Source organism: Ruegeria sp. AL12 (assembly GCF_056540885.1).
The window spans coordinates 65,956-87,068 of sequence record NZ_JBQFXN010000010.1; the positions used below are offsets into that span (position 1 = coordinate 65,956).

Sequence of the window (21,113 nt, forward strand, 5' to 3'; positions counted from 1 at the left end):
CCGTCAGTAAATCAGGTCGATCCCAACCGACACCGACACGAGCCCAAGCGCAAGCCCCCAAACACGCCACAACATGCGACATGCGCGGAAAATGTCCAAAGCTCCGATCTCGCGCTGAGCGTTGCCATTGACCCATGCCAGATCCCGCACCTTGCCGTCATAGCTGCGCGGCCCGGCCAGGGCGACGTTCAGCGCGCGGGCCATGGCGGCCTCGGGCCAGCCCGCATTGGGCGAGATGTGACGGTGCGCATCTGCCAAGACTTCGCGCCAGCGCGACCACTGGCCCGACAGCGCCACGATCATCACGCAGGTCAGGCGGGCCGGAATCAGGTTCAGCAGGTCGTCGAACCGTGCCGAAGCCCAGCCAAACGCGCGGTACGTTTCATTGCGATATCCGATCATGCTGTCGGCCGTGTTCACCGCCTTGTAGACCAGCAGCCCCGGCAACCCGGCAATCAGAAACCAGAAAGCAGGCGCGATGACGCCGTCGCTGACGTTCTCAGCGGCGCTTTCGATGGCCGAGCGTGCCACCTGTGCCTCGGTCATGTCCCGTGTATCGCGCGAGACGATCATGGCCACCCGTGCCCGCCCCTCTGACAGCGAGGCCATCAGCCCTTCGCCCACGGCGCGCACATGGGTGACCAACGATTTTTGCGCCAACAGGATCGCGCAGACCAGGATTTCAATCACCGGCCCCAACAGGGACAAACCCCAGCCAAGCGCCCCTGCGCCGCAAACCAGCAGGACAAGCACACCCACCCCTTTTGAACGGCGCTGGGCCCCGTGGTTCAGGCGTGTATCCAGCCAGCCTATCAGGTTGCCGATCATCACCGCCGGATGCCTGACGCGCGACCAGAGCCAGTCGGGTTCCCCCAGTGCTGCGTCCAGACACATGGCACAGACCAGCATCAGGCCAGGGCTCACAGGGCGGCCTCCAACCTGTTCCATCCATCCTCGGGCGGGAGCCCAAGGCGCAGATAGGTTTCAGAATAGGGGAAGATGCGGCTCCAGATGTGGGACTGTGCCAGACGGCCTTGCCAATGGGCGGCGTTGTCGACCTGATAAAGTCGGAACAAGCTGGTGCCGCCGATCACCTTGGCCCCCTTTCTCGTGACCAGCGCATCCAGCCTTGAGGCCTCGTCAGCCAGACGCGCACGCGTGGCGTCCGCCCAGCGGTTGTCCATCAAAGCCTGTGTGCCGACCCGCAAGGCCGGGCCTGATACCGACCAAGGGCCGGTCAGATCGTTCAACCGACTGATCATATCCGGCCGTCCGATGGCAAACCCCAGCCTTACCCCGGCCAGCCCCCAGAATTTGCCAAAACTCTTCAGCACGATCACGCCGGGGCGGTCGGCCAGATGGATCAAGGACTTGTCCGGCATGACGTCGCAAAAGCTTTCGTCAATCACGGTAAGTGGTGCCGATACGTCGCTTTCCTGCCAGATTCGCCCGTCCGGGTTGTTCGGATGTACGATCACGCGGGTGTCGCTGGGCGCGTCTTGCCGTACCTTCCACCCCTGCGCCGAAAAGGCGGCGGCGTGTTCGTTATAGGTGGGCGGCGTGATCTGTACCGTACCCGTCGCGGCCAGAGCCGGCAGACGCGCGATGATCGCCGACGCTCCGGGCGCGGGCAGGATCGCGGCACGCTGCGGCACGTTCCAGAACCGGCGCGCGGCATCGCTGAGCCGTTCAAACGCCCCGTGATCCGGCAATTCGGCCCAATCCCCGGCCGTCAGGCCGGACACGGGATAGGCATGAGGATTGATGCCGGTGGACAGATCGATCCAGTCGGTGCGTTGCCCGCCATATTTGACAATCGCCTTGTCCAACCCGCCGCCATGGTCACGAACCGCGCGTGGATCCAGATCTTCGTCCAAAGTGTTCATCTGCTCTCTCTGCGAGAAATTACCGCTTTTGGACCGCTTCAAGCGGATTTTCGCCTCTTACACAAGCAAATCCGCCTGTTCACGGGCCTGTGGGGCTGCTGTTAACACTTTGTTAAGGAAATAACGAGATCACGGACCACGGGGGTCGGCACCACTCACCATACCAAGTGCCGAGGTTGTTGCAAATGAAAGTTCTGATTGTTGAGAGTAATCCCGACCTTGGTCGGGTCTGGAAAAGGCATCTGGAACGGCAGGGCGCCGAGGTCACGCTGGTCGAGACGCAGGAAGCCGCCATTCTGGCGCTGTACGGCACGGATTTCGAAATCATCGTGCTGGATCTGGTTCTGGAAACCGGAAGTGCATTGGCCGTGGCCGATTTTGCAAGCTATCGCCGCCCCCAGGCGCGGGTGATCTTTGTGACCAACACCACCTTCTTCTCGGATGGATCGATATTTGCCCACAGCCCGAACGCCTGTGCTTATGTGCAAAGCGAAACACCGCCAGAGGATCTGGCGGCGATGGTCGAGCATTACGCCGCAGGGCGCTGATCGCGGCGGTGCGGTTCTGTGTAATCCAGCACCGGGTTCACCGGAATGATCCGGTGCGGATTGATGCCGTCATGGCTGTAGTGATAGTGGCGCACGATATGGGTCATGTTCACGGTGGGCGCCACGCCGGGCCATTGGTACAGTTCGCGCGTATAGGCCCATAGGTTCGGGTAATCGATCAGGCGCCGCTTGTTGCATTTGAAATGCAGATGGTAGACCGGATCAAAGCGGATCAGCGTCGTAAACAGCCGCCAGTCAGCCTCGGTGATCCGATCCCCCATCAGGTAACGGTTCCGGGCCAGACGATCTTCCAGCCAGTCCAGCGTGTCGAACAACGGGCCCACGGCGGCGTCATAGGCCGCTTGCGAGGTGGCAAAGCCGGACTTGTAGACGCCGTTGTTGACGTCTGAATAGATGCGCGCGTTGACCTCTTCGATTTCACTGCGCATCGCTTCGGGCCAGTAATCATCGGTATTGCCGGTGACCTCGTCGAAGGCCGAATTGAACATGCGGATGATTTCCGAGCTTTCGTTCGACACGATGGTTTCCTGCCGCTTGTCCCACAGGATCGGCACGGTCACGCGCCCCGAATAGGCTGGATCGGCTTTGGTATAGATCTGGTGCGCGAAGCCCAGCCCGTAAAGGTCATCTCCTGTCGCGCCGTGAGCGTCTGTTTCAAAGGTCCAACCCTGATCAAGCATGTCCGGATGCACGACCGACACCGAGATCAGATCGCTCAGCCCTTTCAACTCGCGAAAAATCAGCGTGCGATGGGCCCAGGGGCAGGCATAGCTGACGTAAAGGTGATAGCGCCCGGGTTCTGCTTTGAACCCGCCTTTGCCTGATGGTCCCGCCTCGCCGTCAGCTGTCAACCAATTGCGAAACTGCGCGGCGCTGCGCTTGAATGCACCGCCCGTGGATTCGGTATCATACCAGGTGTCTTGCCATTTTCCGTCGACCAGCAGGCCCATGTCTTTTCCTCCGCATGTGCGTTTTGAAAAACATAGGGCCAGGGCTTGCATCTTCCTATGCGAGCGCCCGCGCAAATGCTCTGCATCCGCGCACAGTCGAGTTCGGGATTTCTGTGCAACAAACCTCGGCCGGATCGTGCTTCTGTGACGTGGTTCACTGGATTTTTACAACTTATCCCGCACAATAGAAGTCATTCACGGGGGAACGGATTAATGAGTACCTATGTTTCAAAGGAAATACGCGCCGAGTTAGACGCGGCCCGAATCGCCACATTGAAAAAAGCCAGCCGATTACGGGTGGAGATGGGCGACAATACCTACAAAATACTCAAATTGTGGAAAGACGGTTTTACGGTTGAGGCGGAAACCACGCCGCGCTTGCGCGGGCTTGTTGATATCTTTGACGGGGCCAACCACCTCTATCAATGCCTCATCGTCGCGGATGAGGATGAAGGCGGTGAGATGCGGTATGAATTCAAACGCAGCACGGCCGCCCATGACAGCGCGCCGCTAGACTTTTACCGCGCGCCCGATGCGCCGATTGCACTGCTGGGGCATGACGACTAGGGGCGAATTTCAACCGGTGTTCCGATTTGGCCCGGGGTTTGGTCGATGCCAGAGGCCATCGGTGCCAGCCTAAAGACAGGCACGCGCGGGCCAAAGCGGACTCAACCAAGGCAACCGGCACCTGTGAAAACAGGGCAGGTCTTTCAAGCTCTGGCCGGCACGTACTTATTGCAGATCACCGAAGGCTCGTTTCAGCCGCAGGCAAGCATCCTCGACCCGCGCCCGTTGCGTGGCGAGGTTGAATCGTTCAAACGTTTCCCCTCCAGTGCCGAAACCCGGGCCTGACGATGTCGCGATCCGCGCGTCCTCGCGCAACCGGCGGACAAATTCAGCGTGATCCATGCCGGTGCCCGAGAAATCGACCCAGGCCAGATAGGTCGCCTGCAAGGGCATCGACCAGAGCCCCGGAATCTCGGTGATGGTCTGATCGAACAGACGCCTGTTCCCCTCCAGATGCGCGATCTGGGCATCTACCCATTCGGCCCCTTCGGGGCTGTAGGCGGCGGTGATCATCGCCACGCCCAACGCGCCGGGATCGTAATCCAATGTTTGCAGCCGTTGCTTCATGGCCGCGCGCAGTTTGGGATCGGGAATGATCATGTTGCCGGTCCGCTGCCCGGCGATGTTGAAGGTCTTCGACGCCGCAGTCAGCGTCACGGTCCAAGGGCGTGCATCCGGGGCCGCCACGTCCATCGGCACAAATTTGGCGCCGGGATAGACCAGATCGTGGTGAATCTCGTCCGATACAAGGATCAAACCGTTCCGTTCCGCAAACGCGGCCACGGCCTGCAACTCGTCGGGCGTCCAGACACGACCCGACGGGTTTTGCGGCGAACACCACAGCAGCATTTTCTCGGACCCGTCCAGCCGGGACTGGGCGTCGTCCAGATCCAGGCCGTAACTTTCCCCGTCCCGCACCAAAGGGCATTCTACGACCCGGCGGCCCGATTTGTTCACCTTGTGGGCAAACTCATGGTAAACGGGGGTGAAGATCACGATGCCATCACCGGGATCGGTCCAGACATCCAGCGACAGGGCGATTGCATTGCCCAAGCCCTGGGTGGTCAGAATCCAATCCGTGTCGATTTCCCAATCATGGCGGGTTTTCATCCACCATTGAACCGAGGCCAGATAGTCCGGGTGCATCCATGAATAGCCGAACACGCCGTGATCTGCGGCCTTGCGCACGGCCTCGATCACGCAGGGTGCCGTCTGGTAATCGGAATCGGCCGTCCACATGGCCAGACCGTCCTCGGGCGAGACGCCATACAGCATTTCCATCTTGTCCCATTTTGAACTGTTGGTGCCCCGGCGGTCGATCAGGTCGTTGAAAGTCATGTCTGCTCCATTTTCTCGACCGAAAGCTAACCGCAAATCGGGCAGGTGCAAGGGGGGCGTTGCGGCGCGGGGCGGGATGGCCTAAATCAGCCTCATGAAACGCACTATCCTGATCCATCCCGATCCCCGCCTGAAAAAGGTCTGCGCGCCCGTATCCGACCTGACGGACGAGCTGCGCACGCTGGCTGACGACATGCTGGAAACCATGTATGACGCGCCCGGGATTGGCCTTGCCGCGCCGCAGATCGGTGTGCTGGAACGGTTGATCGTGCTGGATTGCATCAAGGAAGAAGGCGAGACCCCGCGCCCGCTGATCATGTTCAACCCCGAGGTCATCGCCTCTTCCGAGGAAAACAATGTTTACGAGGAAGGGTGCCTGTCGATCCCGGAGCAATATGCCGAAGTGACCCGCCCCAAGGTGGTCGATGTCACTTGGATGGACGAGAAGGGAAACCTGCGACAGGAGACTTTCGACGGGCTTTGGGCCACTTGCGTGCAGCATGAAATCGACCATCTGAACGGCAAGCTGTTCATCGATTACCTAAAACCGCTGAAACGGCAGATGATTACCCGCAAGATGCAAAAGCTCAAACGTGAACGGGCGCGCGCATGACCGTCCGCACCTGTCTGCCCTGGCCCGACAAACGCTTGCGCACAAAGGCGGATGAGGTGACTGAAATCACCGATGACATTCGCCGGATTTGGCAGGACATGATAGACACGATGGAGGCCATGCCCGGTGTCGGTCTGGCCGCGCCGCAGATCGGAGTGATGTTGCGTCTGGCCGTGGTCGATGGGTCGGCCGAGCGGGGCAAGGCCGTGCGTCTGGCGAACCCGGAAATCCTGCACAGCTCGATCGAACTGCGTGAACATGAAGAAGCCAGTCCGAACCTGCCGGGCGTGTCGGCCACGGTAAAACGCCCGCGTGCAGTGACTGTCAAATTCCTGAACGAGCAGGGCGTGGTGGACCGTCGCGATTTTGTCGGCATCGAGGCCACCAGTGTCCAGCACCAGATCGACCATCTGAATGGCCGGATGTATTTTGACCGGCTCAGCAAGGTCAAACGCGACATGCTGCTGCGCAAAGCCAAGAAACAGGGGTAAAGATGCGCATTGTTTTCATGGGAACCCCGGACTTCTCGGTGCCGGTTCTGGATGCGCTGGTCGAGGCCGGGCATGAGATCGCCGCCGTCTATTGCCAGCCCCCGCGCCCGGCGGGGCGGGGCAAGAAGGATCGCCCGACACCGGTCCACGCGCGGGCCCAGGCGCTGGGTCTGGACGTGCGTCACCCAACCTCGCTGAAACCGGCCGAGGAACAGGACAGTTTTGCGGCACTGAACGCGGATGTGGCGGTGGTTGTGGCTTATGGGCTGATCCTGCCCCAGCCCATCCTCGATGCGCCGGCTCATGGCTGCCTGAACATTCATGCCAGCCTGTTGCCGCGCTGGCGCGGGGCGGCTCCGATCCACCGCGCGATCATGGCGGGCGATGCGCAAACCGGCGTCTGTATCATGCAAATGGAGGCGGGCCTTGATACCGGCCCCGTTCTGTTGCGACAGGCCACCGATATCGGGCCCGAGGAAACCACTGCGGAACTGCATGACCGGCTCTCGGCGATGGGCGCGGCTTTGATTGTCGAGGCGCTGGCAAAGCTGCCCGGCCTGACCCCTGATCCGCAGCCCGAGATTGGTGTCACCTATGCCGCCAAGATCGACAAGTCCGAGGCCCGCGTGGACTGGTCGGGCCCCGCGGTCGAGGTCGATCGGCAGATCCGCGGCCTGTCGCCCTTTCCCGGGGCCTGGACCGAGATCGACGGCAACAGGGTAAAGCTCCTCGCTTCGCGTCTGGCCGAAGGGCAGGGCGCGCCGGGCGAAGTTCTGAATGACGATCTGTATGTGGCTTGCGGGCAGGGCGCCATAGAGCTGCTGCGCTTGCAAAGGGCGGGCAAAGGCGCGCAGGATAAGGAAACGTTCCTGCGGGGCTGGCCAATCCCGATCGGCACCCGGATGTCTTCGGAGTAAAGCCATATGTTCATGGTGATGATGGGCACTGTCGTGATTGCCGGGATCGTCGGGTATCTGTCCGAACAGACCGGTTTCACCCATAACGGCTATTTGCAATCCATCATCATCTGTGTGGGCGGGGCGTTCCTGTTCTATTTCGTCCGTATCATGTTCGGCATCAGCTTTGGTCCTCCGGGGCTGGATGCGGTGATTTCCTCTGTTGGTGCCTTGATCATCGTGCCGACCCACTGGAGGAAGTGACATGCCAATCGTCGCCCTGATCATCATCGGTGCAGCGGCAGGGTTTCTGGCCACCCGCCTGATGCGGATCGAGGCGGATATCCCGACGACCATGCTGATCGGTATCGCAGGCGCCCTGATCGGAGGGATGCTGCTGCGGTTTCTTGTAACCGTTATGGGGTGGCTGTCTGGTTTTGTCGGGGCGGTTCTGGGTGCGTTGCTGGTGATTTGGATCTGGCAGACCTACCTGCGCCGCTAACCCCTTGACCCGGCGTCTTTCCTCCGTCCAGATCGCCTTCAACGAAAAAGGGGAATGATGATGCCGTATGATTTGAAGCCGGGTGATGTTGCCCTGATGGGCGTTCCTTTGGATCTGCATTCCTCGTTCCTGCAAGGGCCGGCCTTCGCCCCCGGACGCATCCGCGAGGCGCTGCATTCCGGTGCGGCCAACCTGACGGCCGAGGATGGTACCGATCTGGGTGCAAGCACCAAATTCAGGGATACCGGCGATCTGGATGTGTTCGAAATGCGCGGGCAGGAACCGATTGACCGGATCGAGGCCGAAGCGGCGAAACGGATCGCAACCGGCGCGCGCCTGTTGTCGCTGGGCGGCGACCATTCGGTGGCCTATCCGCTGATCAAGGCCCATGCGGATCGGTACGAAGGCCTGAATATCCTGCATATCGACAGCCACCCGGATCTGTACGACACGCAGGATATCGGACCGCTCGGCCATGGCTGCCCCTTTGCCCGGGTGATGGAGACCTGCCCGGTCAAGCGTCTGGTGCAGGTCGGCATCCGCACCATGAACGCCCATCAGCGCGAACAGGCCGACAAGTTCGGCGTCGAGGTGACCGACATGCGCAACTGGCGCCCCGACTTGCAGATTTCATTCGATGGCCCGGTCTACCTGTCCCTTGATCTGGATGCGCTGGACCCGGCCTTTGCGCCGGGCGTCTCGCACCATGAACCCGGTGGGCTGAGCACGCGCGAGGTTATCGACCTGATCCACCGGTTCAAAGGTCAGCTGGTCGGAGCGGATATCGTCGAGCTCAACCCGCATCGCGACCCCTATGGCATGACGGCGATGGTGGCCGCGAAATTCGTCAAGGAAATCGGCGCGCGCTTGCTGAACGGCTGACTTACCGTTCGTCGCACACCGTAGCAGACCCAAGTGCCGGAGCACCCCTGGTGGTCAAATCGAACCGGTTCGCCTCGGCAGCGGTCATCCAGTGCATGCTGTCGGCCGGGGCTGCGAACAGGGTGTACCAGTAAAACTCCTCGTCCACGCCGATATCCTTGAAATAGTCCAGGTATCGGTCATGTTCTGGATCGTCCTCGGGCAAGTCGGTCGCCACCAGACCCGACCCGGCCCAGCTGTGGACACCGACACAGGCCCCCGGTTGCAGCACGCGGCGGTTTCCGGCCAGGAACAGGTCGGTGCCACCGCTGGCCACCAGCCCGTTCGATGGAACAACGGTATCGAACCCGGCCCTGTGCACTTCGCGGGCGAAGATGACATTGGCGTCATCATCAACCGATCCTTCAATGTATTGCAGAACCAAAGTGCGGGCTTCGGGGTTTTGGGCTGTCACTTCCTCAAAGGCAGACAGCGTTGTCTCGTCAATCGTGCCCGAGGCGATGATCTGGTCGCCCTGCGCAACAAAACTGACAGGGGTGTAATACGCGCCGCATGAGGCGAGCAGGGCCAGGCAGGCTGTGATGGATGCAAGTCTAAGTGTCACGTTGGCCTCCGGGCTGTGCTTTCAAAAGGGGTAACAGCATGCCGCTTTGGCGTCCACTGTCGGGCTCAGTTGCGCGGCGGCCGGCTTTTGTAGACCGGCAATTGCCAGCCAAACATCAACGACCCGGCGCGCAACGCCCAGCACACCAAGGCGCAGAGAGCCAGGGAAAACGCAGGCTCTGCCCCCAATCTGGCAGCCAGAACTGCCGTCAGGGCGCCTGTAAAGGCGCAGGACACATAGAGCTCACCTTGTTTCAGCACCAGCGGCACTTCGTTGCAGACCACATCGCGCATCAACCCGCCCAGGCATCCGGTCGTCACACCCATCAAAACGACAATGACCCCGGACTGATCCAGCGTCAACGCCGCGCCGGTTCCGGCCGCGACAGCCACTGACAGTGCAAAACTGTCCAGCCAGACCAGCCAGTTATAGCGGCTTTCCACCAGATGTGCGGTAAAGAACACCAGGACCGACGCCGCGACTGCGATCAGGATGTAATCCGGCTGCCCGACCCAAAAGATCGGGTGACGGTCCAGCAAAAGGTCTCGTACAGTGCCGCCCCCGACGGCAGTCAGGCAGGCCATGAAGGCAAATCCCACCAGATCCAGCTGGGCACGGCTGGCCACCAGTGCCCCCGTCAACGCGAAGATCAGAACCGAGGCATAGTCCAGCAGCGTCAGCGCGGTCACGCCTGTGCCTTCTTCGGTTTGAACGGCGCCATTCCGGCCCGGGCCAGCTCATCAGCTTTTTCATTCTCGGGGTGGCCTGCGTGGCCCTTGACCCATTCCCATGTCACATCATGCCGTTCCTGCGCCTCATCCAGACGCTGCCAAAGATCGACATTCTTGACCGGTTTCTTGTTCGAGGTTTTCCAGCCGTTGCGTTTCCAACCGAAAATCCAGCCGGTGACGCCGTTCTTCACATAGGCGCTGTCGGTGACGACGGTTATCTTCGACGGTCGTTCCAGCGCTTCAAGCGCGCTGATGGCGGCCAGCAATTCCATCCGGTTATTGGTCGTCTCGGCCTCGCCCCCGTTCAGCTCACGCTCTTTCAGAACCCTGTCCCCGTCCATCGCGCGCAGCAGCACGCCCCAGCCTCCGGGGCCGGGGTTTCCGGAACAGGCACCATCCGTATACGCAAACAATTCAGGCATGGGCGAACACCAGAATATATCCGTCATACGATCCGGCCAGGCCTTTGCCCATGCCATGGACTGCGCGGTCAATCGTGAACCCTGCCTTGTTCAAGGCGTCCTCGATCTCGGCCTCGGTGTAATAAGAATAATAACGATCCAGATCATCCCGGTGTTCACCAGTACCCAGCTTCATCCCCAGAAACAGCTGTCCACCGGGTTTCAGAGCCCTGTGGATCGCAGTCAGATGCCGCTGGAAATCAGCGCGCGGCGCGTGCAGCAGGGAAAAGCTGGCGTAAACACCGTCAAATTCGGCCGTCTCGGTGACGTCATCGAACGTACCCAGATAAGCATCCACACCGTTTTCCCGCGCATGTTCGACAAAGGCTGGCGTGGCATCCAGCGCGCGAACCTTCAGCCCCTGACGCATCAGGAACCCGCTGTCCGACCCCGGCCCGGACCCCAAATCCAGTACATAGCCGCCTGCGCCAACCGCATCGGCAAAAGCCTGACGGGCCTCAAGCTGTTCGGGCGGCAGGGGGATTTTCAGATATTCGGCCACCTTGTTTGTATAGGCGTTGATTGTGCGTTCATCGGTCACAGATACACTCCGACTGCAAGACTGGCCAATACGACCGCGGTCAGCAGGATGCGCAACCGCATCCACCAGACCGGTGTCAGGCGCCAGTAGGAAAACAGGGCATCCAGCAACAACAAGCCAGCGAACCCATACATCAGATTGGTGCCCGCATTGACCGGCCCGCCGCCTGTCATGGCAAAGGCCCAAAGCGCGGGCAGAACCGACAACAGATAACACAGGGCCGCTTTGCTGCCCGATGTCTTGGTGGCAAAACCCCAGAGAACACCGGACATGAAGCTGAGGATGACCGATCCATAGAAAAGCTGCACATAAGGCCCCACGAAACGTGGGCCAAAGGTTTGCGCGCCCCAGGCATTCAGGTCGCTGTTCAGATAGGTCAGGGCGCCCCAGACAAACGGGATAAGTCCCGCCAGCCCCAGATAGAGAGGCGCTTTCGGTACTCCGTTCACGCCGGTTGCCTCAACACGCGGGGGACTTTGAACTCGACGTTTTCAACGGCGGTTTCGACCGGCTCGACGGTGACATCATAATGCGCGCTGAACGCTTCGATCACCTCGTTTACCAGAACCTCCGGGGCCGACGCGCCTGCGGTGACAGCCACGGTCGAGATACCCTCGAGCGCGCGCCAGTCAATCTCGGTTGCGCGCTGGACCAGCTGCGCGTACTGGCACCCCTCGCGCGAGGCAACCTCGACAAGGCGGCGCGAGTTCGACGAGTTCGGCGCGCCCACAACCAGCAAGGCATCCGCCTTGGGGGCCACGGCTTTCACCGCTTCCTGCCGGTTGGTGGTGGCATAACAGATATCTTCCTTGTGCGGTCCGACAATGGCCGGGAATCGGGCCCGAAGGGCGGCGATGATATCCTTGGTGTCATCGACCGAAAGGGTGGTTTGGGTGACAAAGGCCAGCTTATCCGGGTCACGCACCTGCACCGTGGCCACGTCGTCCACGGTCTCGACCAGCAGCACATCGCCCTCGGGCAACTGCCCCATGGTGCCCACGGTTTCGGGATGGCCTTTGTGGCCGATCATGATCATCTGCAACCCCGCGTCCGCGTGGCGCTGCGCCTCGACATGCACCTTGGAAACCAGAGGACAGGTGGCGTCAACATAGATCATCTCGCGCTGGGCAGCCTCGGCGGGAACGGATTTTGGCACCCCGTGGGCGGAAAAGATCACCGGGCGGTCATCGGGGCATTCCTGCAATTCCTCGACGAAAACGGCCCCTTTGGCGCGAAGGCCGTCGACCACGAATTTGTTATGCACGATCTCGTGGCGCACATAGACCGGTGGGCCCCATTTCTGCAAAGCCATCTCAACGATTTTGATGGCACGGTCCACACCGGCGCAGAACCCGCGCGGGGCGGCAAGGTAAAGTGTCAGTGGCGGCTTTTTCATCAGGCTGTCTCCTTGAGGCACAGGTAAGTCTTTTCCCGGCCTTGGTCCAGACAGGACATTGTCATTCATCTGACACGAATCGTTGCTACTCGGGTGATGTTTAAGCACCTGTACCTTGTTAAAGAAGCGCGGCCAGGACCGATGTCCTGACCGCGCGATTTTTCCCCATCATGACAGGCCTGTCGCCTTGTCAGCTGTTGCTGGCAACAGCGACGCTGCGATGCTCCGTCGGCATTTCACGCGGCGGGCGACCGATGACATCGCGCAGATCCTCCAGCTCGATGAAATTGTCGGCCTGGCGGCGCAGTTCGTCCGAGATCATCGGCGGTTGGCTGCGGATAGTCGAAACCACCGATACGCGCACGCCCTGCCGTTGCAGGCTGGCGATCAACGGGCGGAAATCCCCATCACCCGAGAACAGCACGATATGATCGACGCGCGGCGCCAGTTCCATGGCATCGACGGTAAGTTCGATATCCATATTTCCTTTGACTTTCCGACGCCCCATGCTGTCGGTGTATTCCTTGGCCGGTTTGGTGACCATAGTGAAGCCGTTGTAATGCAGCCAGTCAACCAATGGACGGATCGGCGAATACTCGTCGTTTTCCAGCAGCGCTGTATAGTAGAAGGCCCGAAGAAGCTTGCCGCGGCGCATGAATTCCTGCCGCAGAAGTTTGTAGTCAATGTCGAAACCGAGTGCTTTTGCCGCGGCATAAAGATTCGAGCCGTCGATGAACAGCGCTAGCCGTTCGTCTTTATAAAACATAAATGTTCCCTTCCGGTATAATCCAGTGCGCGCCGCGTTACGTGAGTGAGTGAGTGATAAAATGACGCGCTCTGGTACGCCTATAATTAGAACTTCTGTCGATTATCGCAAGTATGCAATGGGTCGAATGTAGGGTATCACATGAGCAAATCCATGCCAAATGCCGTTGTTGCGCTGGGCGCAAATCTCGATTTGAGAGGAAACGGTCCCGCTGTAACACTTCAGAACGCGCTTGACGCGTTATCGCGTCACAATGTGGTGATTCGCTCCGTCAGTCGTTTTTTTTCCACCCCGTGCTTTCCCGCCGGGGCCGGCCCGGACTATGTGAATGCTGCGGCGCTGATTGCGACCGAGAAATCTCCTTCGCAGCTGTTGCAGGTGCTGCACGTGGTGGAACAGGAATTCGGGCGTGAACGGGTGCAGCGCTGGGGGATGCGGACGCTGGATCTGGATCTGGTCTGTTTCGAAGATCAGGTCCTGCCGGATCGCGCCACGTTTGATCGCTGGCGGACCCTGCCGACCGACGCGCAAAGGCAAGAGGCACCGGATCAGTTGATCTTGCCGCATCCGCGCCTTCAGGATCGCGCCTTTGTCCTCGTGCCGATGGCCGATATCGTGCCCGACTGGCGCCATCCGGTTCTGGGTCGCACGGTCTGCGAGATGATCCAGACCCTTCCCGCGGCAGAGGTTGCGGCGGTCACGGCGCTGTGATCCGTGCAAATGCAGCATTTCCTGCTTGTCAAGGCGCGGATTCGCGCTTAGATAGACCCCTTCCTGACATGGATTCAGAAACGGAGAGCGCCCAATGGCCCGCGTGACGGTTGAAGATTGCGTAGACAAGGTTCCAAACCGGTTCGAGCTGGTGATGCTCGCCGCCCATCGGGCGCGTGAGATTTCCGCCGGTGCAGCGATTACCGTTGACCGCGACAACGACAAGAACCCTGTCGTGTCTCTGCGTGAGATCGCCGACGAAACCCAAAGCGCGGACGAACTGCGCGAGCGCCTGATCGAGGCCAACCAGACCCAGATCGAGGTTGACGAGCCCGAAGAAGATCAGATGGCGCTGCTGATGGGTGCCGAAACGGACAAACCCGCCATGGATGACATGTCGGAAGAGAAGCTCCTGCGCGCTCTGATGGAGGCTCAAGGGCAGGGGTAAGCCCTGGAGACGAAGGTGCGGACCGGATGATTTCTGCTGACGATCTGATTGCGCTGGTCCGCAACTACAATCCCAAGACGAATGCTGACCGCATTGCGCTGGCCTATGAATTTGGCCAGCAGATGCACGAAGGGCAGTTCCGCCATTCCGGCGAGCCCTATTTCACCCATCCCGTTGCCGTTGCCGCCATCCTGACCGAACAGCGTCTGGATGATGCGACCATCATCACGGCGCTGCTTCACGACACGATCGAAGACACCAAGGCCAACTATGGCAAGGTGGCTGAACTTTTTGGGGATGAAGTCGCCAAACTGGTCGACGGCGTCACCAAGCTGACCAATCTGCAACTGTCCAGCCGCGAGACCAAGCAGGCCGAGAACTTCCGCAAGCTGTTCATGGCCATGTCCAAGGACTTGCGCGTGATTCTGGTCAAGCTCGCCGACCGTTTGCACAACATGCGGACGATCAAGGCGATGCGTCCCGAAAAACAGATCGTCAAGGCCCGCGAGACGATGGATATCTACGCACCGCTTGCGGGCCGGATGGGTATGCAGTGGATGCGCGAGGAACTCGAAGACCTGGCTTTCCGTGTCCTCAACCCTGAAGGCCGCCAGTCGATCATCCGCCGCTTTATCACCCTGCAACGCGAAACCGGCGACGTGATCCATCGCATCACCGGCGACATGCGGCACGAGTTGGAAAAGGCCGGGATCGAGGCCGAGGTGTTCGGCCGCGCCAAGAAACCCTATTCGATCTGGCGCAAGATGCAGGAAAAGGATCAGGGCTTCTCGCGCCTATCAGATATCTATGGGTTCCGCATCATCACCCAGACCGAGGAAGACTGCTATCGAACCCTGGGTGCCATCCACCAGCGCTGGCGCGCGGTGCCGGGGCGCTTCAAGGACTATATCAGCCAGCCCAAATCGAACGGTTACCGCTCGATCCACACCACGGTGTCGGGCCGGGACGGTAAACGGGTCGAGGTCCAGATCCGCACCCGCCAGATGCACGACGTGGCCGAAACCGGGGTTGCGGCGCATTGGTCCTATCGCGACGGTGTGCGCACCGAGAACCCGTTCGCCGTCGACCCGGCCAAATGGATTTCCAATCTGACCGAGCAGTTCGACAACGAGGAAGATCACGAAGACTTCCTCGAGGCCGTCAAGCTCGAGATGTATTCGGACCAGGTGTTCTGTTTCACCCCCAAGGGCGACGTGGTGAAGCTGCCGCGTGGCGCGACGCCGATCGATTTTGCCTATGCCATTCACACCCGGATCGGTCATGCCTGTGTTGGGGCCAAGGTTGATGGTATCCGCGTTCCGCTCTGGACGCGGCTCAAAAATGGCCAGTCCGTGGACATCATCACCGCCGATGGTCAGACGCCACAGGTCACGTGGCTGGAGATTGCAGTCACCGGCAAGGCCCGTACCGCCATTCGCCGCGCCCTGCGCGAAGTGGATCGGGAACGATTCATCAAGCTGGGCAAAGAACTGGCCCGTTCCGGGTTCGAGCATGTGGGCCGCAAGGCGACTGACAAAGCACTCGATACCGCGGCAAAACACCTGCGCCTGAAAGATCGGCACGAGTTACTGGCCCGCCTTGGCAGTGCCGAACTGACTGCGCACGAGGTGGTTCAGGCCGTCTATCCCGAACTTGCCAAGGACGAAGGCGACGCCATTCCGCTGCGCCGCGCGGTGATCGGCCTGGAGCCGGGGCAGAAGTTCGACCGGGCCCCCTGCTGTCAGCCGCTGCCGGGGGAACGCATCGTCGGCATCACCTATCGGGGCAAGGGCGTGGTCGTGCATGCCATCGATTGCGACCGGCTCAGCGAGTTCGAAGGCGAACCTGACCGGTGGGTCGATCTGCACTGGCACTCGGGCACGCACCCGGCCGTCTATGGCGCGACGCTGGATCTGACCATTGGCAACGATGCCGGGGTTCTGGGGCGTATTTGCACATTGATCGGCGAGAAAAAGGCCAATATCTCGAACCTCGAGTTTGTCGATCGCAAACCGGATTTTTACCGCCTTCTGATCAATGTCGAACTGCGCGACCTTGAACAGCTTCATTCACTCATGCTGATGCTGGAGGCGGAAAGCGATGTTGCTGCGGTCGAACGGTATCGGGATCAGGTCAAAACTTCGGTTGCGGCTGGCTGAGAAGGGGTGATCACGGGTGGTATTCAAGCGCCGAGACCGACGCTCTCCAGTCCAGATCGCATCGGATTTCGTCTATCCGCGTGGCGGATGGACCCGCGCCTTCCATTACGTGAAACACCGCGTCCGGCGCTTGCCGGATACCCCTGACCGGATCGCGCGCGGCATCGGGGCAGGGGTGTTTGCCGCCTTTACGCCGTTTTACGGGTTGCATTTTCTTGTCGCCGCCATCGGTGCCCGGCTGATCAAGGGAAACATTCTGGCCGCGCTCAGCGGCACGTTTTTCGGCAACCCGCTCACTTATGTTCCGATCGGGGTGATCTGTCTTCAGACCGGGCATTTCCTGCTGGGTACCGAATACGAAGAAGGCGACACACAAGGGCTGATGGGCAAATTCGCCAGCGCCATAGGGGATCTCAAGAACAATTTTCTGGCGTTGTTTACGGATCGCGTGGCCGACTGGCACGGGCTGTCGCAGTTCTACGATGACGTCTTCTATCCCTACATGATCGGTGGGATCATTCCGGGCGTCGTTGCGGGGGTGATCTGCTATTACCTCAGCCTGCCGCTGATCCTGACGTATCAGCAGCGCCGCCGCGCCAGGATCAAGGCGAAGTTCGAGGAAATCAAGCGTTTGGCCGAAGATTCGGCTGCCGTTTCCTCGGCAGAGCCTCTAGGCTCGGGCAAGAACATGCAAAAGGAATCGAGTGATGTCTGAGAACCATCTGCGTCTGGGTGTGAACATCGATCACGTGGCCACCGTGCGCAATGCGCGAGGTGGGGATTATCCAGATCCGCTGCGCGCCGCCAAACTGGCGGAAGAAGCGGGGGCGGATGGCATCACCGCGCACCTGCGCGAAGATCGGCGCCATATATCGGACGTCGATATCGACGGGCTGATGGAGGTTCTGTCGGTGCCGCTGAATTTTGAGATGGCCGCAACGCCCGAGATGCAGAAGATCGCCCTGCGCCACAAACCGCACGCGGTCTGCATCGTGCCCGAAAAGCGCGAAGAGCGCACCACCGAAGGCGGGCTTGAAGTCGCGCGCGAGGAAAACAAGCTGGCGCATTTCATCGCGCCTCTGCGTGATGCCGGCTGCCGCGTGTCGATCTTCATTGCCGCCGATCAGCGTCAGATCGAAGCTGCGCATCGCATCGGTGCCGAAGTGATCGAGCTGCACACCGGCGCCTATTGCGACGCCCATGCCGAAGGTCGCATGGAAGATGCCGAACGCGAGCTTGAGTCGCTGCGCCAGATGTCCACCTTCGCCCATGCGCTGGGGCTCGAGGTTCATGCGGGCCATGGCCTGACCTATGACACCGTAAAACCGGTTGCCGCCTTCCCAGAAGTCAAAGAGCTGAATATCGGTCATTTCCTGATTGGCGAGGCGATTTTTCTGGGCCTGACCCCGGCCATTCAGGAAATGCGTCGCCTGATGGACGAGGCGCGCGCGTGATCACGCCCGGCTTTGTCGCCATCTGGCTGGCCTGGCTGATGGCGGGCGGCTCTCCGGGGCCTGCCACGATGGGCATTGCCGGAACCGCCATGAACGAAGGCCGCCGCGCCGGTCTGGTCTTTGCGCTGGGCATCTGTGCCGGGTCCGCCGCCTGGGGCATTGCCGCAGCGCTTGGCTTGTCGGCGATCATGCTGGCCAATGTCTGGGTTTTCGAGGTGATCCGCTATATCGGCGTGGCCTATCTGGGTTGGCTGGCCCTCAAGGCCCTGCGCCGCGCGATGACAGCGGATGAGGTCGCTTTGGGCAAACCGGCCACAGGTTCGCTGCCGACGATCTTCGCCAAAGGTGCCGCCATCCACCTGACGAACCCCAAGGCGATCCTCAGCTGGGGCTCGATCTATGCCATCGTCGCGCCCAATGATGCCAGCCTGTCGATGCTGCTGGGCTATTTCGCCATGCTCTATGCCGGATCGCTGATGGTTTTCATCGGCTATGCCTTCCTGTTTTCCTCCGAGCGCATGGTCCGAACCTACCGCCGCGCCCGCCGCTGGTTCGATTTCGCCTTTGCCGGGTTCTTCGGGGTCGCGAGTTACAAGATTTTGACGGTGCGGTTGTCATGATCCTCGGCATCGGCACAGACCTCGCAAACATTGACCGCATCCAGGGCACGCTCGACCGGTTCGGCGACCGCTTCCGCAATCGTGTCTTCACCGACACCGAACAGCGCAAGGCCGAACGCCGTGTTGATACCGCCGGAACCTACGCCAAACGCTGGGCCGCGAAAGAGGCCTGTTCCAAGGCGCTGGGCACCGGTCTGCGCATGGGCATCGCGTGGAAGGACATGGCCGTCACCAATCTGCGCACCGGCCAACCGGTGATGCACGTGACCGGCTGGGCCGCCGAGCGCCTCAAGGAAATGACCCCCGACGGGCACGAGGCGATCATCCACGTCACCCTGACGGATGATCACCCCTGGGCGCAGGCTTTTGTGGTGATCGAGGCGCGTCCGGTTCAAGATCAGGCCGCGCAGCCTTGACTTGCCCCCATCCCCCCCGCATGTAGCAGCGAAGCCAAGCAAAGAACTGGAGCGAGCAGAATGGCCGAGGACGCCAAAACCGGAAATCCCGTCTGGGAGACGATCAAGACCATCGTCTACGCGCTGCTGATTGCCGGCGTGTTCCGCACCCTCTTCTTTCAACCGTTCTGGATCCCCTCGGGCTCGATGAAGCAGACGCTGCTGATCGGCGATTTCCTCTTCGTCAACAAGATGGCCTATGGCTATTCCTACGCATCCTGCCCCAGCCTGATCATCCCAAGCGTCGGCCTGAACGTGGATGCCGAAGACATCTGTGGCTGGATGCAGGGCGAAGACAATACCCGTATCTGGGGCGGTGATCCCGAACGTGGCGATGTCATCGTCTTTCGCCATCCGGTCACCGGACGTGATTATATCAAGCGCCTGATTGGGTTGCCGGGCGACCGGATCCAGGTCCGCAATGGCCAGATCATCCTCAATGGCACTCCGATTCCTCAGCAGCCCGACGGCGTGTTTACTGAAATTGCCGAACCGCAAGGCCCGCAGCGCCTGCGCCCCCGCTGTGAAAACGGCCCTGTTGGAATAGGCGGCACCTGTGAAAAGTCGCGCCTGATCGAAACCCTGCCCAACGGTGTGTCTTATGACGTGTTGAACATCGGCAACCAGGCATCGGACAATACCGGCATCTATACCGTGCCCGAGGGCCATTATTTCTTCATGGGTGACAACCGTGACAATTCCAGCGACAGCCGTCTGCCGCAATCTGCCGGTGGTGTCGGATACGTGCCTTACGAAAACCTGATCGGTCGTGCCGACCGGATCATGTTCTCGTCCGCAGGTCGTTCGATGCTGTTCTTCTGGACATGGCGCAGTGATCGGTTCTTCAAGGCGGTCAATTGAAGCTCTCGGCTGAAATAAAGGCGTTCCAGCGGCGATTGGGGTATGAGTTCAAAAACCCCGAACTGCTGGTGCGCGCGCTGACCCATGGCTCGGTGTCTTCGTCCACCCGACCTGACAATCAGCGGCTGGAGTTTCTGGGAGACCGCGTTCTGGGCCTGGTCATGGCCACTGCGCTGCTTGAGGCCGACAAAAAGGCGTCCGAGGGTCAGTTGGCCCCACGGTTCAATGCACTGGTCCGCAAAGAGGCTTGCGCTGATGTAGCCCGTCAGATTGATCTGGGCGCGGTGTTGAAACTCGGCCGGTCCGAGATGCTGTCCGGTGGCCGTCGCAAGCAAGCGCTGCTGGGCGACGCGATGGAGGCCGTGATCGCCGCCATCTATCGGGATGCCGGGTTCGAGGCTGCCCGCGATGTCATCCTGGCGCTTTGGGGGGACCGCATCCACAAGGTCGAGGCAGATGCGCGTGACGCCAAGACCTCTTTGCAGGAATGGGCGCAGGCGCGTGGGCAAAAGCCTCCCTCATACGTCGAGGTTAAACGCAGTGGCCCGGACCACGCCCCGATCTTCACCATTGCGGCCCGTCTTCAGGACGGCACCGAGGCGCAGGCCACCGCGGGATCCAAACGTCAGGCCGAACAGGCGGCGGCGAAAGCTCTGCTGGAACAGCTCAGCCCGGCCGGGTCTTCCTAGGTACATGCGGCTCAGACCAGCCCGGAAATCGGACGCCGCCAGCCTGGCGGCGCTGTCGATCGAAGTCTGGATCAGCACCTATCTGCGCCATGGCGTGAGCGCCTTCTTCGCCGAGTTCGCACTGTCCGAGTTCACCGCTGCACGGTTCGAAGCGCTGCTTGAAGAAGGCAAGGACCTTCTGATTGTTTCGGAAAACCGCGATGGCATAGATGGGTACATTCGGTTGGCAGAGGGCCGTCCCGCCCCGATCGACGGGCTGTCCGATCTTGAGATCGTGACCTTTTACGTGCAGCCGCGTCACCACGGAAAGGGCATCGGGTCAGCTTTGTTGCAGGTGGCCATCGACCATTGCCGTAACAAAGGCCGCACCGAAATTTGGCTGACGACCAATTCCGAAAACGCTCCGGCCATCGATTTCTACCTGTCCAAAGGTTTCCGTCAGGTCGGCGTCACGGATTTCCGTATCGCGAACCAAGTCTATCCGAACCACGTTCTAGCGTTGAACCTGCCACCACTGGGCTAG

General features: G+C 60.5%; 29 protein-coding genes. 18 read left to right on the forward strand and 11 right to left on the reverse strand.

Annotation, left to right across the window (positions count from 1 at the left end; genetic code table 11):
• Positions 1-3 precede the first annotated feature (3 nt).
• Complete coding sequence (gene cbiB, locus ACR0C6_RS18650) at positions 4-924, reverse strand: adenosylcobinamide-phosphate synthase CbiB (RefSeq protein ID WP_480447458.1); 921 nt, start codon at positions 922-924, stop codon at positions 4-6.
• Positions 921-1,886, reverse strand: a complete 966-nt coding sequence (gene cobD / locus ACR0C6_RS18655; protein ID WP_152457059.1) for a threonine-phosphate decarboxylase CobD — start codon at positions 1,884-1,886, stop codon at positions 921-923. The genes cbiB and cobD overlap by 4 nt, the downstream gene beginning before the upstream one ends.
• Positions 1,887-2,071: 185 nt before the next feature.
• Here cobD and ACR0C6_RS18660 point away from each other — a divergent pair, with 185 nt between their 5' ends.
• The gene (locus ACR0C6_RS18660; RefSeq protein WP_117869888.1) at positions 2,072-2,434 is read left to right on the forward strand and encodes a response regulator transcription factor; all 363 of its coding nucleotides are present in this window, start codon (positions 2,072-2,074) and stop codon (positions 2,432-2,434) included.
• Here the strand turns inward: ACR0C6_RS18660 and ACR0C6_RS18665 are convergent.
• On the reverse strand, positions 2,416-3,405 hold the full coding sequence (locus ACR0C6_RS18665) for a glutathione S-transferase family protein (RefSeq protein WP_480447459.1): 990 nt from the start codon (positions 3,403-3,405) through the stop codon (positions 2,416-2,418). The genes ACR0C6_RS18660 and ACR0C6_RS18665 overlap by 19 nt on opposite strands.
• A 213-nt stretch (positions 3,406-3,618) precedes the next feature.
• On the opposite strand from ACR0C6_RS18665, the gene ACR0C6_RS18670 reads away from it, so the two are divergent.
• A complete protein-coding gene (locus ACR0C6_RS18670; protein ID WP_170344817.1) occupies positions 3,619-3,972 on the forward strand; it encodes a hypothetical protein in 354 nt (117 codons plus the stop codon).
• A 165-nt stretch (positions 3,973-4,137) separates the two neighbouring features.
• Here the strand turns inward: ACR0C6_RS18670 and ACR0C6_RS18675 are convergent, their stop codons facing one another.
• Positions 4,138-5,310 carry a MalY/PatB family protein gene (locus ACR0C6_RS18675; RefSeq protein WP_171120287.1) on the reverse strand — a complete coding sequence of 391 codons (1,173 nt, stop codon included), beginning with the start codon at positions 5,308-5,310 and terminating at the stop codon, positions 4,138-4,140.
• Positions 5,311-5,404: 94 nt separating this feature from the next.
• Between ACR0C6_RS18675 and def (ACR0C6_RS18680) the strand changes: the two genes are divergently transcribed.
• Genes def (ACR0C6_RS18680) through speB form a run of 6 tightly spaced genes read left to right on the forward strand, consistent with a single transcriptional unit; the run spans position 5,405 to position 8,694 of the window.
• Positions 5,405-5,923 carry a peptide deformylase gene (gene def, locus ACR0C6_RS18680; protein ID WP_480447460.1) on the forward strand — a complete coding sequence of 173 codons (519 nt, stop codon included), beginning with the start codon at positions 5,405-5,407 and terminating at the stop codon, positions 5,921-5,923.
• On the forward strand, positions 5,920-6,414 hold the full coding sequence (def, locus tag ACR0C6_RS18685) for a peptide deformylase (protein WP_152457064.1): 495 nt from the start codon (positions 5,920-5,922) through the stop codon (positions 6,412-6,414). Before def (ACR0C6_RS18680) ends, def (ACR0C6_RS18685) begins: the two co-directional genes overlap by 4 nt.
• Before the next feature lie 2 nt (positions 6,415-6,416).
• Positions 6,417-7,331, forward strand: a complete 915-nt coding sequence (gene fmt, locus ACR0C6_RS18690; protein ID WP_480620639.1) for a methionyl-tRNA formyltransferase — start codon at positions 6,417-6,419, stop codon at positions 7,329-7,331.
• A 6-nt stretch (positions 7,332-7,337) separates the two neighbouring features.
• Positions 7,338-7,574, forward strand: coding sequence for a hypothetical protein (locus ACR0C6_RS18695; RefSeq protein ID WP_170344822.1), 237 nt, complete (start codon positions 7,338-7,340; stop codon positions 7,572-7,574).
• A gap of 1 nt (position 7,575) precedes the next feature.
• Positions 7,576-7,812 (forward strand): GlsB/YeaQ/YmgE family stress response membrane protein, encoded by a 237-nt coding sequence (locus ACR0C6_RS18700; protein WP_171120279.1) that lies wholly within the window; start codon positions 7,576-7,578, stop codon positions 7,810-7,812.
• Between the two features lie 60 nt (positions 7,813-7,872).
• A complete protein-coding gene (gene speB / locus ACR0C6_RS18705; RefSeq protein WP_480620641.1) occupies positions 7,873-8,694 on the forward strand; it encodes an agmatinase in 822 nt (273 codons plus the stop codon).
• 1 nt (position 8,695) lies between these two features.
• On the opposite strand, the gene ACR0C6_RS18710 is transcribed toward speB, so the two are convergent.
• From ACR0C6_RS18710 to ACR0C6_RS18740, 7 genes are all read right to left on the reverse strand, one after another.
• Positions 8,696-9,298: a COG3904 family protein gene (locus ACR0C6_RS18710; protein ID WP_480620643.1), complete on the reverse strand. Its 603-nt coding sequence runs from the start codon at positions 9,296-9,298 to the stop codon at positions 8,696-8,698.
• A 65-nt stretch (positions 9,299-9,363) separates the two neighbouring features.
• A complete protein-coding gene (locus ACR0C6_RS18715) occupies positions 9,364-9,987 on the reverse strand; it encodes a trimeric intracellular cation channel family protein (RefSeq protein ID WP_171642261.1) in 624 nt (207 codons plus the stop codon).
• Positions 9,984-10,451 carry a ribonuclease HI gene (rnhA, locus tag ACR0C6_RS18720; protein ID WP_171232686.1) on the reverse strand — a complete coding sequence of 156 codons (468 nt, stop codon included), beginning with the start codon at positions 10,449-10,451 and terminating at the stop codon, positions 9,984-9,986. Before rnhA ends, ACR0C6_RS18715 begins: the two co-directional genes overlap by 4 nt.
• Positions 10,444-11,031, reverse strand: coding sequence for a class I SAM-dependent methyltransferase (locus ACR0C6_RS18725; RefSeq protein ID WP_480620645.1), 588 nt, complete (start codon positions 11,029-11,031; stop codon positions 10,444-10,446). The genes rnhA and ACR0C6_RS18725 overlap by 8 nt, the downstream gene beginning before the upstream one ends.
• Entirely contained in the window at positions 11,028-11,480 is a 453-nt protein-coding gene (locus tag ACR0C6_RS18730; RefSeq protein ID WP_152457073.1) for a DUF3429 domain-containing protein, read from the reverse strand. Before ACR0C6_RS18730 ends, ACR0C6_RS18725 begins: the two co-directional genes overlap by 4 nt.
• The gene (gene ispH, locus ACR0C6_RS18735) at positions 11,477-12,427 is read right to left on the reverse strand and encodes a 4-hydroxy-3-methylbut-2-enyl diphosphate reductase (RefSeq protein ID WP_480447465.1); all 951 of its coding nucleotides are present in this window, start codon (positions 12,425-12,427) and stop codon (positions 11,477-11,479) included. Before ispH ends, ACR0C6_RS18730 begins: the two co-directional genes overlap by 4 nt.
• Before the next feature lie 190 nt (positions 12,428-12,617).
• Positions 12,618-13,193: a LabA-like NYN domain-containing protein gene (locus ACR0C6_RS18740; protein ID WP_117869875.1), complete on the reverse strand. Its 576-nt coding sequence runs from the start codon at positions 13,191-13,193 to the stop codon at positions 12,618-12,620.
• A 141-nt stretch (positions 13,194-13,334) separates the two neighbouring features.
• Here ACR0C6_RS18740 and folK point away from each other — a divergent pair, with 141 nt between their 5' ends.
• The 10 genes from folK (at position 13,335) to ACR0C6_RS18790 (ending at position 21,113) form a co-directional block, all read left to right on the forward strand.
• Positions 13,335-13,904, forward strand: a complete 570-nt coding sequence (folK, locus tag ACR0C6_RS18745; protein WP_480447466.1) for a 2-amino-4-hydroxy-6-hydroxymethyldihydropteridine diphosphokinase — start codon at positions 13,335-13,337, stop codon at positions 13,902-13,904.
• A 94-nt stretch (positions 13,905-13,998) separates the two neighbouring features.
• The gene (gene rpoZ / locus ACR0C6_RS18750; protein WP_117869873.1) at positions 13,999-14,352 is read left to right on the forward strand and encodes a DNA-directed RNA polymerase subunit omega; all 354 of its coding nucleotides are present in this window, start codon (positions 13,999-14,001) and stop codon (positions 14,350-14,352) included.
• A 26-nt stretch (positions 14,353-14,378) separates the two neighbouring features.
• Entirely contained in the window at positions 14,379-16,511 is a 2,133-nt protein-coding gene (locus ACR0C6_RS18755; protein ID WP_480447467.1) for a RelA/SpoT family protein, read from the forward strand.
• A gap of 16 nt (positions 16,512-16,527) precedes the next feature.
• Positions 16,528-17,226 (forward strand): DUF2062 domain-containing protein, encoded by a 699-nt coding sequence (locus ACR0C6_RS18760; RefSeq protein ID WP_152457077.1) that lies wholly within the window; start codon positions 16,528-16,530, stop codon positions 17,224-17,226.
• Positions 17,219-17,965, forward strand: coding sequence for a pyridoxine 5'-phosphate synthase (locus tag ACR0C6_RS18765; RefSeq protein ID WP_480620648.1), 747 nt, complete (start codon positions 17,219-17,221; stop codon positions 17,963-17,965). Before ACR0C6_RS18760 ends, ACR0C6_RS18765 begins: the two co-directional genes overlap by 8 nt.
• A complete protein-coding gene (locus ACR0C6_RS18770) occupies positions 17,962-18,585 on the forward strand; it encodes a LysE family translocator (RefSeq protein WP_480620650.1) in 624 nt (207 codons plus the stop codon). The genes ACR0C6_RS18765 and ACR0C6_RS18770 overlap by 4 nt, the downstream gene beginning before the upstream one ends.
• Positions 18,582-19,001 (forward strand): holo-ACP synthase, encoded by a 420-nt coding sequence (acpS, locus tag ACR0C6_RS18775; RefSeq protein ID WP_171642249.1) that lies wholly within the window; start codon positions 18,582-18,584, stop codon positions 18,999-19,001. The genes ACR0C6_RS18770 and acpS overlap by 4 nt, the downstream gene beginning before the upstream one ends.
• A 60-nt stretch (positions 19,002-19,061) precedes the next feature.
• A complete protein-coding gene (gene lepB, locus ACR0C6_RS18780; RefSeq protein WP_480620652.1) occupies positions 19,062-19,901 on the forward strand; it encodes a signal peptidase I in 840 nt (279 codons plus the stop codon).
• Positions 19,898-20,590 (forward strand): ribonuclease III, encoded by a 693-nt coding sequence (rnc, locus tag ACR0C6_RS18785; RefSeq protein ID WP_152457083.1) that lies wholly within the window; start codon positions 19,898-19,900, stop codon positions 20,588-20,590. The genes lepB and rnc overlap by 4 nt, the downstream gene beginning before the upstream one ends.
• A 4-nt stretch (positions 20,591-20,594) precedes the next feature.
• Positions 20,595-21,113, forward strand: coding sequence for a GNAT family N-acetyltransferase (locus tag ACR0C6_RS18790; protein ID WP_171229133.1), 519 nt, complete (start codon positions 20,595-20,597; stop codon positions 21,111-21,113).